Raw genomic sequence first — 14,581 nt, 5'->3', positions numbered from 1 at the left:
AAAATGTAATGAAATTATTTTATGTCATCCTTGGGGCAACTCCTAAAGGAAGAAATATTGAGCAGCACGATGTTTTCTTCGGAATAGCAGAGAATCTTAAAGATTTGATTCCGGATATGAAAGAGTTTTGGAAGGAAGCAGAAGGTAAAATTCATCTGGACTGTTACCAGGAAGTAAAATTTGCTGATGGTTATGAAGTGAAGATTGTAGAGAAAGGAGAAAAATCTTCAGAAGATCAATTGTTTTTCCTCAATTTGGGAGGGTATAAACCTGGTTTCTTTGAGGAATTCCATGAGCAACACTTAATGGTGGGGCAGTCTATGGGGGAAATTGTAAAAAGGGCAAAAGCTACCGAATTTTATCAGACGATGGGATTTGAAGGTGCTGTAAGCCATATTGATGATAAGCATGGAGTGGATATTGATGATATTTTCAATGTGAGTGATATTCTTCCTGCCTATATGAAAGAAAAATATACGATCGTTCTTAAAAAATCTGATGCAGAAAATCAGGAGAACCCGATGGGGCTTGGGTATTTAAAAATCGATAAAATTCAATAAGAAGTAAATCTAATAAAAATAAAAAATGAAAATAGGAATTCTGGGAGGCGGACAGCTGGGAAGAATGCTGATACAAAGTGCACTGAAGTATGACGATGAGTTTTATACACTGGATCCGGCTTCTGATGCGCCATGTCATAATATCTCGTATTTTACGCAGGGAAATTTTAATGACTATGATACGGTTCTGAACTTTGGAAAAGATAAAGATGTTGTAACCATTGAAATAGAACACGTAAATGCTGATGCATTGGCAGAACTTGAAAAACAAGGAATAAGAGTTGTTCCCAATGCCAACATCATCAAAACAATCCAGCAAAAGATCCTTCAGAAAGAATTTTATAAAACTCATGATATCCCAAGCCCAGAATTTCAGGTAGTGTGGAATAGTGATGAAAAAATTATCATACCATTGCCGTTTGTTCAGAAAATGAATACAGGAGGTTATGACGGAAAAGGAGTACAGGTTATCAAAACAGAAGAAGACTATCAGCACTTATGGACTGAGGCATCTGTCATTGAAAGTCTGGTAGATATTGAAAAAGAACTTTCCGTAATTGTGGCAAGAAATGAAAAAGGAGAAACCAATATTTTCCCGGTAACGGAAATGGTTGCCGATCCAAAGCTAAACCTTTTAGATTTCAATGTATGTCCGGTTCTTCTGACAGAAGATGTTCAGAATCAAATTGATTCTATTACAGAGAAATTCCTAAATGCGGTGAACTCTCCGGGGTTATTTGCCATCGAATTATTCCTTGATAAAGAAGGAAAAATATGGGTGAATGAAACGGCTCCAAGACTGCACAATTCAGGACATCAGAGCCAGGAAGGAAATACCAACTCGCAATTTGAGCAAATGTACCGTGTGGTTAAAAACTTACCTTTAGCAGATACCGATGCCATCACTTACAGCGGAATGCTGAATCTTGTTGGAGCAGAAGGATATGCGGGAAAAGTAGTATACGAGGGAATGGAAGATGTTCTCAAATTACCTGAAACCTACATCCATTTATATGGCAAAACAGAGACGAAGCCTGGAAGAAAAATGGGACACATCAACGTCCTTGCAGATTCCAGAGAAGAGCTGATGGAAAAGCTTGTCATGGTGAAAGGAATGGTAAGAGTAATTTCTAAGTAATATCGGTTTAAAATAAAAAAAGGGAGCTGTTTATATTTAAAACAGCTCCCTTTCATTTTGGCCTGGAATTATTTATAAGAACGAGTATTATCCTGAGCATAACCTGACAGGTTACGAACGTCAGTTCACGAAGGGAGCCTATTTAAAAGTAATAATAAATTCAAATGGCTCAGCCCGATATTATTGATGATGTAATTGTTTTTATGATTAAGGATTTTTAACCACCTCGATACTGTCTTTTTTATAATTGTATTTGATATAGCTTTTTAAAGCTGTCGACAAAACAGAAAATTCTTCGAGTTTTGTAAGTGGAGCATAGAGTTTAAAAGTACAGATATCTGTTGCTGAAATAAAAGGATTGGTAACTAAATGACTATGGGTGGACATAGTCACTGTTCCTCCGTTTTCCAATGATGTAAAGGCTGGAATAAGCCTTGAGTGAAACTTTTTATGGGAAATGATATTCCCTTTTTTATCAGAAACAAAAAGATAGTCATTACCAAACGGAATTACTCCGGACTGTGCGGTACCTGGTATTAAATACACCTTATAGTTTTCATTAAACGGAATAATAATCATATTAAGACTATATCCCTGTGGTACTGTTACCTCGTATTTTTGGTCAGACAGCTGCGTAATAATAGTAGAACGGATCTTTTTTAAAGTATTTTCAGTTTTATTAAGTAGTCTTTCCTTAAAATTTTCTTTTACAGGTTTCGTTTGGTTATTTTTGAAAGAGAGTTCTGCGATGATCAGATTACCTGCTTTATTAAGAAAAGATGTTTTTATAGTGTCGTTCTTTTGGTGTGTTATATAGCTCCCGGTATTTTCAGCAAGCCTTTTATTGCTGCCTACAAGATCTCCTGCATGCCATGATGCATTTTCGTAAGAATATAATAAGTTTCCTTCAGTTTTGATAGAATCCAGCTTCTTTTTCAGTTCTTTATCCGAAAGAGTAAGGCTTTGTGCAGAAATAATGATGGACATAAAAAAGAAGAGAAATCCAATAGTTTGTTTCATAGGTTATTTTTTGAGCCAAAATACGAAATTGACGGATTCTAAAAGAATCATAACCATTTTTCCTTTATATTCTTCATTTACAATTTTAAAAGGGAAGCAGATATAGGCTCTTTCAGAATTTAAAACCGTACTATATAAGGCTTAAAGGCAATAAATAATTTTTATTGTGAATAAAGAAACTGAAAGAGAAAGCTTATTACTCGGCTATCAGCAACCTCCATCATCCCTCTTCCAGCTTCCAATCTCTTATTTAAAAATCTTCTGAATCACATTTCCAATCTCCACAAAATCTCCATGATTTCCTACAGAACGTATTTCCGGACTGTTTTTATCATATTCTGAGAAAGGGAAGATAAGAAGATAATTGTTATCATTCAGGTTTCTGTTCAGAAGTTCCGGGATCAGTCTCATTCTTGGAATATAAGATTTCATACCACGTCTTGCCATTAGAATAATCAATGCTTCATCATCTTTCAGCTGAGCAGCAGTTCTTTCACCATCCTGCCATGTGTTCATGATAATAAATTCAGCTTCTATATTGGCTTTTTTAATGATCTTTTGTAGGATATCCAGAATGTTTTCAGGAGCATAAAAAACAACTGTAGCACCGGAATTTCTGGCAATATTCCAGACTCTCAGCAATGCATGGAAGAATCCAGCTTCCAGATGAGCATTTTCAGGAATCATCACGGCATATTTTTTAATGGTAGAAAGCGGTTGTGCAGCATGATATACCAGTACATTCACATCATCATTCTGAAGATAACCGTTGTAAAGATTGTAAACGAAAGATGGAGAGAATCCTTTTTCGTCCTCCAATCCGATGATGAGGTCTGTGATTTTCTGTTCTTTAATCACATTATTTACCCCATTGATGACATCATTGTCATATCTTTTTAAGGCTTGCAGTTTCACATCTGCGGCTGCAGCTGCATCTGCTGCCTGGTGAAGAAGCTTTTCAGCATTCTTTACTGAAGATTCATTTTTATCTTCATTGATGACATTCAGGGCAAACAGATCTTCTGTATTGGAATGCGCTTTGATGAGGATTCCGAGATTTACCATTCTCTCGACCGTTGCTTCATGGTTGATTGCTAAAAGAATACTTTCTTCCTCATGGGTATTTCCCGAAACAGTATCTTCATTATCACTCTCAGCAATTTTCTGAGCACTCGCCATAGAAATAAAAGAAGAGATGGTACATGAAATCAGGATCAGCAGAATACTTCCATTCAATACGTGTTCATTAAGCAATCTTACAGGTTCTCCGGTTTCGGTTTCAGAAAGGATGATGTTGTATCCTACCATTACGGATGCCAGTGTTGCAGCTGCAGAGGCAGAACTTAATCCAAAGATAAGCTTTCCTTCCTCTTTAGTCAGCCTGAATGTTTTTTGAGTTGCTACAGCAGAAAGATATTTCCCGCCAATAGAAGCTACCAGCATAATTCCGGCTACTTCCAGCGTTTCCCAGCTTTTAAAGAAAACTTTAAAATCAATCAGCATTCCTACGCTGATCAGGAAGAAAGGAATAAAGATGGCATTTCCCACAAATTCAACCCTGTTCATCAAAGAAGAAGTGTGAGGAATAAGTCTGTTTAAGGCCAATCCAGCAAAGAATGCTCCAATAATAGCTTCCACGCCGGCCAGTTCAGCAAGCATGGCGGCCAGATAAATCATGACCAGTACAAAAATATATTGTGAGATTTTATCATCCACTCTTTTGAAAAACCAACGTCCTATAATAGGGAAGACAATAAGTACAATCAGTGCAAACACTACAAAAGAGACGGATAATTTGACCCAAAACTCTGTTCCTACATCCCCCTGAGACATTCCCACAATTACAGCAAGTACCAATAAGGCAAGAATATCTGTAATCATTGTACCTCCAACGGTGATATTAACAGCTTTGTTTTTTGCAATTCCCAACTTGCTCACTAATGGATAAGCAATAAGGGTATGGGACGAAAAAAGACTGGCAAACAGAATGGAAGTCAGCATTGAAAAGTGTAAAATGTAATACCCTCCCAGATATCCCAATATAAAAGGAACTGTAAAGGTATAGATACCAAAGGTGAGACTTTTCCATTTGTTCTTTTTAAAATCCCCCATATCAATCTCAAGACCTGCCAGAAACATGATGTAAAGCAATCCGGTAGTTCCCGTCACAACAATGCTGCTATCCCTTGATAATACATTGAATCCGTTCGGACCAATAACGGCTCCGGCGATGATAAGTCCCAGCAGGTGCGGAACTTTAATTTTATTTAATAGCAATGGTGCTGCCAGGATGATAACCAGTACCAACAGGAACTTCAGTACCGGATCTTCTATAGGAAGACTCAGGTTGTGTATACTCAGTAAAATCATAAGTGTTTATTTTGTGGAACGTACTAATTCAACAGAGAACTTGGCGGTACAGCCATCCGATGTAATGGTTCTTGTTCCTTTGATCTTGTTGTCTGAAATATCATTAAGAAGAACGCTCATTTCTACATTCTTTTTGGCTGTAGAATCTGTTTTGAAAGACAATCTGATCTCATTATTTTCAAATTTGCCTGTATACAGCCTTACCAGATTATTGTTATTGATAATTTTGGTAATAGGCTGGGTAGAATCATTATCGAATTCCCAGATATCAGTACGCTGGTCACCCACAGCATATTCACTGCAGTTGGATTCTGTACAGATTACTTTTCCATTCCATGGGCCAGAGATTTCCGTGGGCCAAGCAGCAGCAATCACCACAGAATCTTTTTTGGCGAAAATACTGTCTCTCATTTTCAGAAGCGACTGATATTCAGATTCTTTCTTAGCGAATATTTTTTCTTTCTCTAATAATTGTTTCTCTCTGTCTGTCAGACTCTTTTCCTTTTCTTTGTAGTCACAGCTTACCAATAGAAAAGAAACGGTCAGAAATAAAAAAAATGTGTTTTTCAGCATATTGTACGGATTGGAGTATACAATATAGGAAAAATGAAGGGAATATGAAACCCCATCTGAAACGGATCTGATTGTAATTGTATTTAATAAGTTAAAATACAGCAGCCTAACCTGAATAAGATTACCGATATTATTTTAGCATTAAAACTGAATGGAATAAAAAATCTCTCTCTTTTTTTGAGTAGCCGGTTGTCTTTTCAAAACGACTTCCAAAAATTTACATATGACTTAAAAAAATAAGCATTTATAAGCTTTTGTACCTTAAAATATGTTTTATTATTCCACTTTCTGTCTTTTAAACATTTCCGGTTTGTAATTGATAATAAAAACACCACAGATGATCATTACAGCGGCGAGGATAAATTTAAATGTAACTTTCTCATCCATAATCAGCCAGCCTAGAAATATAGCGATAATGGTGTTGATATAAGCAAGGATAGAAACCTGTACCGGTGAAATTTTTGTCAGTGCATAATGGAACGCAAAAAATGCTGCTACAGAACCAAAAACAGAAAGGTATAGCATAGCTGAAATACTTTTGATAGTCCAGTTTCCAAAGTTATAATTTTCGGAGAAGAGAAAGGCAAGAATGATTTGGACAACTCCCGCGAACAGAAACTGATAAAACAGGTTCAATGTTATATTTCCGCTCTGGATATTTAGTTTCTTGGTGAAAATAGTTCCGGAAGCCCAGCCGGCGATAGCGCAGAATAGGAAGACCATACCCATTCTGTAGTCTGGGTTGGCAAGATCTCTAAGTCCATCCCAGAAAATAAAAAGAATTCCACTGAAACATAACAGAACACCGCTAAGTGCCCGCAAACTAAATTTCTGTAATCCTACAGCTACACTCCCCAGAAATACAAGAATGGGTGAACAGGCACTGATCAGCGAAGCAAGGCTGCTTGAAACAGTTTCTTCAGCTACTGTAGTCATACCATTAGCCACCACCAGCATCAGAGACGCGAAAATAATCTGGTATCCCAAACTCTTCCAGCCGATCCACCTGAATTCCTTTCTGGAAAGCAGAACAACAAGCATAATAATAGAAGCCAGAAACTGCCGGATTCCAGCTACAAACCATGCAGGGATTGTTTCCACAGCAACGCGGATGGCTAAAAATGTAGTTCCCCAGACAATGGCAACGGTAATAACAGCAAAAATGAGTTTATAATCTTTCAACGCAATAAGTAGTGTAACAAACAAATGTAGAAGTTTTATAGTAAAAAGAATGGATACAGTTGTTTCAATTTTTGGTGATACAGATGAGAAAGGAAATAATGGGGCAGACTTTGATTTAAATATTTGATTGTGATAAAAGAACTTCCAGCTTATTTCCTCTAACTTCCAGCTTTACATTTTTATTTTTTATCTTTGAACATCTAATAAAATTGAAGATGGTAGGAATTATTATGGGCAGTCAGAGTGATCTGCCGATCATGGAACAGGCTGCAAATTTTCTTAAAAGCCTTGATATCCCTTATGAACTCACTGTAGTTTCAGCACACAGAACACCGGAAAGAATGTTCGATTATGCAAAAACGGCTCATGAAAGAGGCCTGAAGGTAATTGTAGCTGGAGCTGGAGGAGCAGCGCATCTTCCTGGAATGGTGGCAAGCTGTACTACACTTCCTGTAATTGGAGTTCCAATCTTGTCCAGTAATTCAATAGACGGATGGGATTCTGTTTTATCTATTCTTCAGATGCCAGGTGGGATTCCGGTGGCTACCGTAGCTTTGAACGGTGCTTTGAACGCAGGGATTTTAGCAGCAAAAATTTTAGGAAGCGGTAATGAAGAAGTAGCAGCAAAACTTCAGAAATATCAGGATTCCTTAAAAGATAAAGTATTGGGAACAGTAGAGGATATCAAAGCTCAGCATCCCAATCATTTTGACAAATAGTTGATCTTTAAACTCAAAATAAAAGCCTCACTGTACAGCGAGGCTTTTTGTTTTATTTCTTAATAAATTTTGAAGAGACTGTTTTATCTTTCAGAATCAGTTGTAGAATATAATTTCCAGGAGTTAAGGCCTGAATGTTAATCTGCTCATCCCTCAAATTTCCGCTTAAAACAATTCTTCCGCTTGGATCAATAATTTTGAAATCTTTTGCACCGGAATTTTTTACATAAATAATATGAGTGGCGGGATTTGGATATATGCTGAGATCACCTTTCACCTTTATATCAGAAGTTCCAAGGAAGGATTGACATTCTCCGTTATACGTATCTCCACTGATTGTCCAGCCTTTGCTGTTAATCAGATAGTTTCTTGCAGTTACTGCTGCATTATGAGAATAAGTAAGAGGAGAAACTGAGGATAGGTTAATATTATTTGGCGTTGAAGGATTCAGACTCCAGCCATACAGTGTGCTGTCATAATTCTGGCAGTTCAGTGCTGAGTTTTTAAACATATTAGAGGCGTACAGTAAAGAACCCAAATTCCAGCTTCCTAAATTTTGATTAAAAAGAATCGCATTACTGAACATATTATTCATGTTTTTTACTAAAGCTACATTCCATTTTCCTATATTCTGGTTGAATTTCTTGGCACCATTGAACATATCCTGCATCCATTCTACTTTTCTGGTATCCCAATTGGAGATATTGCTGTTAAAATTCTCAGCATTATAAAACATACCATTCATAATGGCGGCACTGCTTGTGTCCCAATCAGATATATCCTGATTGAAAGCCTTTGCTCCATTAAACATATGATTCATTTCTATGATTTGTGAGGTATTCCAGTTTCCGAGTGGTTGATTGAAATTTATAGCATTCGAAAACATAAATTCTGCATCAAGATTACTAGACATATCCCAGTTTCCAATAGGTTGATTAAATTGAGTTGCCCCACTAAACATAGCGGTAGTAGCAGTTACTTTAGAAGTATCCCAATTGTCCAGTGGTTGATTGAAAAGCTTTGCCGCACTGAATGTTATACCCATCATGGTAACATTGGACGTGTTCCAGTCTCCAACCGGCTGATTGAATACAAAACATCCTGAAAATGTTCCCAGTAGTGTTGTTACATTGGAAGTATTCCAGGCATTGATAGTGGAGTTTCCCACTAAGCTATAACAGCCTAAAAACATGTGTGACATATCAGTTACCTCTTTCAGATCAGGAACATCTGTTGCTGTAAAATCTAAAATTTTACATGCCTGGAATGCCTGTTCCATAGATGACCACTGAATATCTCCCCATTGTTCTATCAATTGTATTTTATGAACATCTCCTACAATTCCGTTATCATTAAACATATCCCAGTCGGCAAATCTTATCTGGTGAAAATTTCCGTTTCCGTTACTTACTTTTAACCGGTAAGTGGCATCTGATGGATTGGGGTTGTGTGGAACTCCGAAATTGATCAGGGTCTGATAAGCAGAAGTTACATTCGTTAAAGTGGCATTATGCGAAGGATAGCCTATTTCTTCCCAATAGATTTGATAGTTTGTCCCTCTTCCGGGAAACCAAATTTGATTATTATTTGAGTTAACAGGAATACCTGCATAAGGATAGGAAGGTGGGGTAAGGCTGGGTTTCCATACCGTAATGAACTCATTTTGGGCATTTGCCAGGAATATCAGCAAAAGAAAAATGAGCGTTGAAGCTTTTTTTAAAATCATGTTTACAGTTTTATGGTTATTAGTTTTTATTGTTATTTCTTAATGAATGGAAATGAATGAATCTTATTCTTTGTCAAGATCTGCAGAATATAATTTCCCGGAGATAAAAATCTGACAGTAATTTCTTCATGTTTCAGATTGTCTTTGGCAACAGTTCTTCCACTCATATCGGTTATAATATAATTTACCGGATTCGGGATGTTTTTCAGATAAATATGATCTTTTACCGGATTCGGATAGATGACGGGTTGAGTGCTGATATCCGTTTCAGAAGTTGAAAGTGTCTGATTGCATAATCCATTGTAAACATCACCGGATATTGTCCAGCCTTTATTATTGATTAAATAGTTTCTTGCAGCTACAGCATCAGCATGAGAATAGACCAATGGTGATACACTTGATAGATTAATATTATTAGGTGTTGATGAGCTCTGGCTCCATCCGTAAAGCGTTTTATCATAATTTAAACAACTCATTGCAGAATTGAGAAACATGCCGGTAGCACTTGTTAATGAACTAAGATTCCATCTCCCAATATTCTGATTAAAAGCTGTATCGTGGAACATCTCGTTCATATTGGTAACATTTCCAGTATTCCAGTTTTGAAGATCCTGATTAAAGTTTTCAGCATAATGAAACATATGTTCCATGGTTGTCACGTTTGCTGTATTCCATTCGCCAAGAGGCTGGTTGAATCCCGTTGCATCAAACATATAGGACATATCTGTAACATTGGAAGTATCCCAGCTGCCAATTGGCTGGTTAAACTGATAATCATCGCCAAACATATAATACATATCTGTAATGGTAGAGGTATTCCATGTATTGAAAGAAGAATTGCCAATTAGTGAAGTACATAAATAAAACATCTGGCGCATGCTGGTTGCCATGCTGAGGTCTGGTGCATCAGTAGCCGTCACATCCATATAGTCACAGAATACAAAAGCATTGTCAAAGCTTTTCCATTTTATATTTCCCCATTGGGCAATTTGAGTAATTTTTGAGCGGTCTGAAGCATTATAAGTGGGAATTAATGTATTGTCGAAGAATCTCACCTGATCAAAGCTTCCGTTTCCGTCACTGATTTTGATTTTGTAGCTGGCCTGGGCAGGAGATGGGTTTAATGGTGCTCCTAGGCTAATAATGAATTCAGTAGTCGAGGTTACATTATACATTGTTCCGGAATGTTGAGGATATCCTATCTCTTCCCAGGATACCTGGAAGTTGGTTCCCCGGCCGGGAAATTTAATGAGTTGTGCATTTTGGGTTTTCCAGATGGTGATGAACTCATTTTGTGCTTTTGCTATGAATATGAGTAAAAGGCAAATGAGTACAGGGATTTTTTTTAAAATCATGCTTATCGTTTATGGTATTAGTTTTTAAGATGAAAAATAAAGATATGTGAATGTTTTTAATTATATCTCTATTTTATGATATAAATATAATGAAATTTTAAAATATCAATAATATTATTCGTTATTTTTTTGAATATTGTTTATTGTTGTCAAATAAAAAACTCTCCGTTTTGGAGAGTTTTACTTTATTCCTGAAGCATATTGTCACGTGTATTTTTCTGGACTGCGATGGCCCCGAAGAGAGCGAGCAGAAAGGCAAAGGCATAAAAACCTTTTTCACTTGGTAGAATAGTTGCGTTCCAAAGTCCAATGGCCAGTAATACAATAGATGATAATGTGGCAAACCAGCAGATACCATAATAAATATCGGTTACCTGAATATTTTCTAATCTGTCCCGTACTGCTTTTTGTAAAGAAACAACGGCAAATAAGCCATAAAGAAGAATAGTGAAATAATATCCTTTTTCATTCAGCAGCATTTCAGCTCTTGCAAGACCAACAATAAAACCGATCATTCCTGCTCCCAATGCTACCCATGATGCAGCGACGAATGCATTCGATACTCTTTGTTTTTTCATAGTTTAATGTTTTATTTAAGAGGGCTAAGATATTCTTTTTTTGTAAATATAAGCCTGACAGAAAGGAAATATGGGGAAAATACTGAATAGCTGTATGAAGAAAGTTTATGTTTTGGTTAAAGCCTGTTGATTTTGTTCCATTGTAAAAACGGACTAAAGTCCGTTCCTATTGAATACTTAAGGATGATTTAATTCAAAATTTTTCCCCTAGCCCCGATAGCAGCGGTTACCCCGGAACATAGATGTGGGATAGCCTGGCGTGAGGAGTATGAGCGGATAGCGGGAATTAGCTCATAAAAAAACTCCCCAAACTGGAGAGCTTACTATTATTGAGAAATATATTCGTAATTGTATTGTACGGAAAGGTTTCCGTTGGCTTCTTTTGAGATAATCTGAACAGGTAAACCAGCGCTGTTGTATTGTATAGTAGAGGTTCTGGTTTGGTTTTGTATCCAGACACCATTACTTTTGTAGCTTATCTTTTCTGTCAGATAATTATTTGGGCTCATAACAATAGCTCTGCCCATCATAATTCTAAGATACTTGTTGATATTCGTATATGGGTTCAGTTTATCATCATACGAAAAAACAGTTTTATTGCTGAAGCTGGAGCCTCCGGTTTCTGAAGTTTCTGATGAAATATTGTTTCCATCATAAGTATAAGTATCAATTCCTGGATTCGAGCAGTCTGGTGACTGGCAAAGGGTGGAAGAAATAACTTGCCCGCTTGTATTATAGTTAAAGGTAATCGTTCTGTTGAAATTCGGGTTAGGGTAGATTGCTTTAACGCTTGCCAGCTGATCTCCGTTATAATTAAAAACAGAATAGTATTCCAGTGTCTGGCTGGTATTGTAATGATTGATCCTTGCAGGTTTCCCGTTATTGTATTCAAATGTGGAAGCTCCGGAAGCGGATAAGGTTTTTATAAGCTCTCCCTGACTGTTGTATTCAAGGGTTTCTACACTGGTTTGAGGTTGTGATGGGGTGTCGTAGTAAACTGTAGTGATTTTGCTTAATAATACTTTGGGTTCAGAAGAAGTCTTGATTCCCTCATTATCATCATTGCTGCTGCAGCTGTTAAAGAATACCACAGCGCTCATGAGTCCCAGAAATAAGATTTTTTTCATGTTGTTAATTTAGCCAGCAAAAATACGGACTGCCTTATACACCTGCATAAAAAAATCCCACTATCTTAGAAATAGTGGGATAATATCATATTTTATTTAAATCTTAGTATCTGTAGTATTCAGGCTTGAATGGCCCTTTTACGTCTACTCCGATATATTCAGCCTGCTCAGGAGAAAGAGTTTCCAGTTCTACACTTAATTTCTTAAGGTGTAAAGCAGCTACTTTTTCATCTAAGTGCTTAGGAAGCATATATACTTCGTTTTTGTAAGCAGCAGAGTTGTTCCATAATTCGATCTGAGCCAGAGTCTGGTTAGAGAAAGAGTTAGACATTACAAAACTTGGGTGGCCTGTAGCACATCCTAAGTTCACCAATCTACCTTCTGCAAGGATGATTACTTCTTTTCCTTCAATAGTATAGATATCAACCTGAGGCTTCACTTCAGATTTAGTCTGACCATAGTTTTTGTTCAACCAAGCCATATCGATTTCGTTATCGAAGTGACCAATGTTACAAACGATAGCTTTATCTTTCATTTTAAGGAAGTGCTCTCCTCTTACGATATTGAAGTTACCTGTTGTAGTGATGATGATATCAGCATTATCTACCACAGTATCTAATCTTTTTACTTCATAACCGTCCATAGCAGCCTGAAGCGCACAGATTGGGTCAATTTCCGTAACAGTAACGATAGAACCAGCTCCTCTGAATGAAGCAGCAGTACCTTTACCTACGTCTCCGTATCCGCAAACTACCACTCTTTTTCCGGCTAACATTACGTCTGTAGCTCTTCTTACTGCATCTACAGCAGATTCTTTACATCCGTATTTATTGTCGAACTTAGACTTAGTTACTGAATCGTTTACGTTGATAGCAGGCATTACTAAAGTTCCGTTCTTCATTCTTTCGTACAGTCTGTGTACACCTGTAGTAGTTTCTTCAGAAAGACCTTTGATATCTTTTGTGAATTCAGGATATTTATCAAAAACCATGTTTGTTAAATCTCCACCATCATCCAAAATCATGTTTAATGGCTTTCTGTCTTCACCAAAGAATAAAGTCTGCTCAATACACCAGTCAAATTCTTCTTCATTTAAACCTTTCCACGCGTACACTGGAATTCCTGCAGCAGCAATAGCAGCAGCAGCGTGGTCCTGTGTAGAGAAAATATTACAAGATGACCAGGTAACTTCAGCTCCTAAAGCTACCAATGTCTCGATAAGCACAGCCGTTTGGATCGTCATGTGAAGACATCCTGCGATTCTTGCTCCTTTAAGGGGTTGAGATGGTCCGTATTCTTCACGGATAGACATCAAACCAGGCATTTCTGCTTCTGCAAGGGTAATTTCTTTTCTACCCCATTCTGCAAGGGAGATATCCTTAACTTTATAAGGAACGTATTGTGTTGTAGTACTCATATGTAATGAATAATTTTAAATTCAATTGATAACGAAAGGCAAAATTACGATTAATAATTAAGATATAAAAACGGCAGATCAAGTTCAGTTTTATGAGATTAAACATGAGTTAATATTATTTAGTCTTAATATGAATAATTAATTTTAGCTCATAAATAAATATATTATGAATCAAAATCATACAGAAAAGAAAGCCAGGCCAGTTGCTCCAAAAGTAAAAGAACTGATCAATGCTTCTAAAAGCATCATTCTGGCTACTGTAGATGCAGAAGGAAACCCCAATTCCAGCTATGCTCCTTTTGTACAAGTAGATCAGACATTCTATATCCTGGTATCCTTCATGGCAAAGCATACTAAAAACCTTGCTGACGGAAGAAAAACCTCTGTGATGTTTATTGAAGATGAATCTGCCACAAAGCAGATCTATGCCCGTGAACGTCTTACACTTGAAGCAACCACTTCTCAGGTAGAAAGAGATTCAGAGACATGGAATAATGTTACTGCAAAACTTAAGGAAGCCCACGGAAAAGTAGTAGACATTATTTCTGAAATGGGAGATTTTATTTTAATAGCCTTACAGCCTGTGAAAGGATCTTATGTAAACGGATTCGGGAGCGCGTATTTTGTAGATGCGAATCTTGAAATTGTAGAGCATAGAAATGATGTGAATCATCAGTCTAAATAATTAAGCAGGGAGCTGGAAGAAGGATGCTGGAAGTTGATAAAGATTAAGCCAAGAAAGAGTTTGTTTTTCATTAACGAATTCTTTTTCCGTTATAAAAATTATTTTTATAACGGATAGTAACCTTCCATCCT

The 14,581-nt window shown here is 36.9% G+C and carries 13 protein-coding genes; 4 read left to right on the top strand and 9 right to left on the bottom strand.

Annotation, left to right across the window (positions count from 1 at the left end; translation table 11 throughout):
* The first annotated feature begins 8 nt into the window (after positions 1 to 8).
* Together KIK00_RS09000 and KIK00_RS08995 are read left to right on the top strand one after the other, a co-directional pair.
* A complete protein-coding gene (locus tag KIK00_RS09000; protein WP_255816221.1) occupies positions 9 to 560 on the top strand; it encodes a DUF1543 domain-containing protein in 552 nt (183 codons plus the stop codon).
* A gap of 25 nt (positions 561 to 585) precedes the next feature.
* On the top strand, positions 586 to 1,698 hold the full coding sequence (locus KIK00_RS08995; RefSeq protein WP_255816220.1) for a 5-(carboxyamino)imidazole ribonucleotide synthase: 1,113 nt from the start codon (positions 586 to 588) through the stop codon (positions 1,696 to 1,698).
* A gap of 207 nt (positions 1,699 to 1,905) precedes the next feature.
* Here KIK00_RS08995 and KIK00_RS08990 read toward each other — a convergent pair whose 3' ends face one another.
* From KIK00_RS08990 to KIK00_RS08975, 4 genes are all read right to left on the bottom strand, one after another.
* A complete protein-coding gene (locus tag KIK00_RS08990) occupies positions 1,906 to 2,718 on the bottom strand; it encodes a hypothetical protein (protein WP_255816219.1) in 813 nt (270 codons plus the stop codon).
* Positions 2,719 to 2,964: 246 nt separating this feature from the next.
* Positions 2,965 to 5,088 (bottom strand): cation:proton antiporter, encoded by a 2,124-nt coding sequence (locus tag KIK00_RS08985; RefSeq protein ID WP_255816218.1) that lies wholly within the window; start codon positions 5,086 to 5,088, stop codon positions 2,965 to 2,967.
* Between the two features lie 6 nt (positions 5,089 to 5,094).
* Entirely contained in the window at positions 5,095 to 5,661 is a 567-nt protein-coding gene (locus tag KIK00_RS08980) for a hypothetical protein (protein WP_255816217.1), read from the bottom strand.
* 276 nt (positions 5,662 to 5,937) lie between these two features.
* A complete protein-coding gene (locus KIK00_RS08975; RefSeq protein ID WP_255816659.1) occupies positions 5,938 to 6,843 on the bottom strand; it encodes a DMT family transporter in 906 nt (301 codons plus the stop codon).
* Between the two features lie 215 nt (positions 6,844 to 7,058).
* Between KIK00_RS08975 and purE the strand changes: the two genes are divergently transcribed.
* On the top strand, positions 7,059 to 7,562 hold the full coding sequence (purE, locus tag KIK00_RS08970) for a 5-(carboxyamino)imidazole ribonucleotide mutase (protein WP_255816216.1): 504 nt from the start codon (positions 7,059 to 7,061) through the stop codon (positions 7,560 to 7,562).
* Between the two features lie 52 nt (positions 7,563 to 7,614).
* On the opposite strand, the gene KIK00_RS08965 is transcribed toward purE, so the two are convergent.
* From KIK00_RS08965 to ahcY, 5 genes are all read right to left on the bottom strand, one after another.
* Positions 7,615 to 9,288: a BspA family leucine-rich repeat surface protein gene (locus KIK00_RS08965; RefSeq protein ID WP_255816215.1), complete on the bottom strand. Its 1,674-nt coding sequence runs from the start codon at positions 9,286 to 9,288 to the stop codon at positions 7,615 to 7,617.
* Positions 9,289 to 9,320: 32 nt separating this feature from the next.
* On the bottom strand, positions 9,321 to 10,643 hold the full coding sequence (locus KIK00_RS08960; protein WP_255816214.1) for a BspA family leucine-rich repeat surface protein: 1,323 nt from the start codon (positions 10,641 to 10,643) through the stop codon (positions 9,321 to 9,323).
* A gap of 185 nt (positions 10,644 to 10,828) precedes the next feature.
* Complete coding sequence (gene yiaA / locus KIK00_RS08955; RefSeq protein ID WP_034699887.1) at positions 10,829 to 11,221, bottom strand: inner membrane protein YiaA; 393 nt, start codon at positions 11,219 to 11,221, stop codon at positions 10,829 to 10,831.
* A 326-nt stretch (positions 11,222 to 11,547) separates the two neighbouring features.
* Positions 11,548 to 12,348 (bottom strand): hypothetical protein, encoded by an 801-nt coding sequence (locus KIK00_RS08950; protein ID WP_255816213.1) that lies wholly within the window; start codon positions 12,346 to 12,348, stop codon positions 11,548 to 11,550.
* 103 nt (positions 12,349 to 12,451) lie between these two features.
* Positions 12,452 to 13,765, bottom strand: a complete 1,314-nt coding sequence (gene ahcY, locus KIK00_RS08945) for an adenosylhomocysteinase (RefSeq protein WP_047421190.1) — start codon at positions 13,763 to 13,765, stop codon at positions 12,452 to 12,454.
* A gap of 166 nt (positions 13,766 to 13,931) precedes the next feature.
* Here ahcY and KIK00_RS08940 point away from each other — a divergent pair, with 166 nt between their 5' ends.
* The gene (locus KIK00_RS08940) at positions 13,932 to 14,450 is read left to right on the top strand and encodes a pyridoxamine 5'-phosphate oxidase family protein (protein ID WP_255816212.1); all 519 of its coding nucleotides are present in this window, start codon (positions 13,932 to 13,934) and stop codon (positions 14,448 to 14,450) included.
* Positions 14,451 to 14,581 lie beyond the last annotated feature (131 nt).

Origin of the sequence: Chryseobacterium sp. MA9, assembly GCF_024399315.1 — a bacterium.
In the GTDB taxonomy this organism is placed as follows: domain Bacteria; phylum Bacteroidota; class Bacteroidia; order Flavobacteriales; family Weeksellaceae; genus Chryseobacterium.
Note: the sequence above shows the minus strand (reverse complement) of the source record. Positions and strands in the feature narration are given on the sequence as shown.

Coding starts and splice junctions, on each gene's coding strand:
- KIK00_RS09000 (WP_255816221.1), top strand. CDS start 9: ATGAAATTATTTTATGTCATCCTTGGGGCAACTCCTAAAGGAAGAAAT.
- KIK00_RS08995 (WP_255816220.1), top strand. CDS start 586: ATGAAAATAGGAATTCTGGGAGGCGGACAGCTGGGAAGAATGCTGATA.
- KIK00_RS08990 (WP_255816219.1), bottom strand. CDS start 2,718: ATGAAACAAACTATTGGATTTCTCTTCTTTTTTATGTCCATCATTATT.
- KIK00_RS08985 (WP_255816218.1), bottom strand. CDS start 5,088: ATGATTTTACTGAGTATACACAACCTGAGTCTTCCTATAGAAGATCCG.
- KIK00_RS08980 (WP_255816217.1), bottom strand. CDS start 5,661: ATGCTGAAAAACACATTTTTTTTATTTCTGACCGTTTCTTTTCTATTG.
- purE (WP_255816216.1), top strand. CDS start 7,059: ATGGTAGGAATTATTATGGGCAGTCAGAGTGATCTGCCGATCATGGAA.
- KIK00_RS08965 (WP_255816215.1), bottom strand. CDS start 9,288: ATGATTTTAAAAAAAGCTTCAACGCTCATTTTTCTTTTGCTGATATTC.
- KIK00_RS08960 (WP_255816214.1), bottom strand. CDS start 10,643: ATGATTTTAAAAAAAATCCCTGTACTCATTTGCCTTTTACTCATATTC.
- yiaA (WP_034699887.1), bottom strand. CDS start 11,221: ATGAAAAAACAAAGAGTATCGAATGCATTCGTCGCTGCATCATGGGTA.
- KIK00_RS08950 (WP_255816213.1), bottom strand. CDS start 12,348: ATGAAAAAAATCTTATTTCTGGGACTCATGAGCGCTGTGGTATTCTTT.
- ahcY (WP_047421190.1), bottom strand. CDS start 13,765: ATGAGTACTACAACACAATACGTTCCTTATAAAGTTAAGGATATCTCC.
- KIK00_RS08940 (WP_255816212.1), top strand. CDS start 13,932: ATGAATCAAAATCATACAGAAAAGAAAGCCAGGCCAGTTGCTCCAAAA.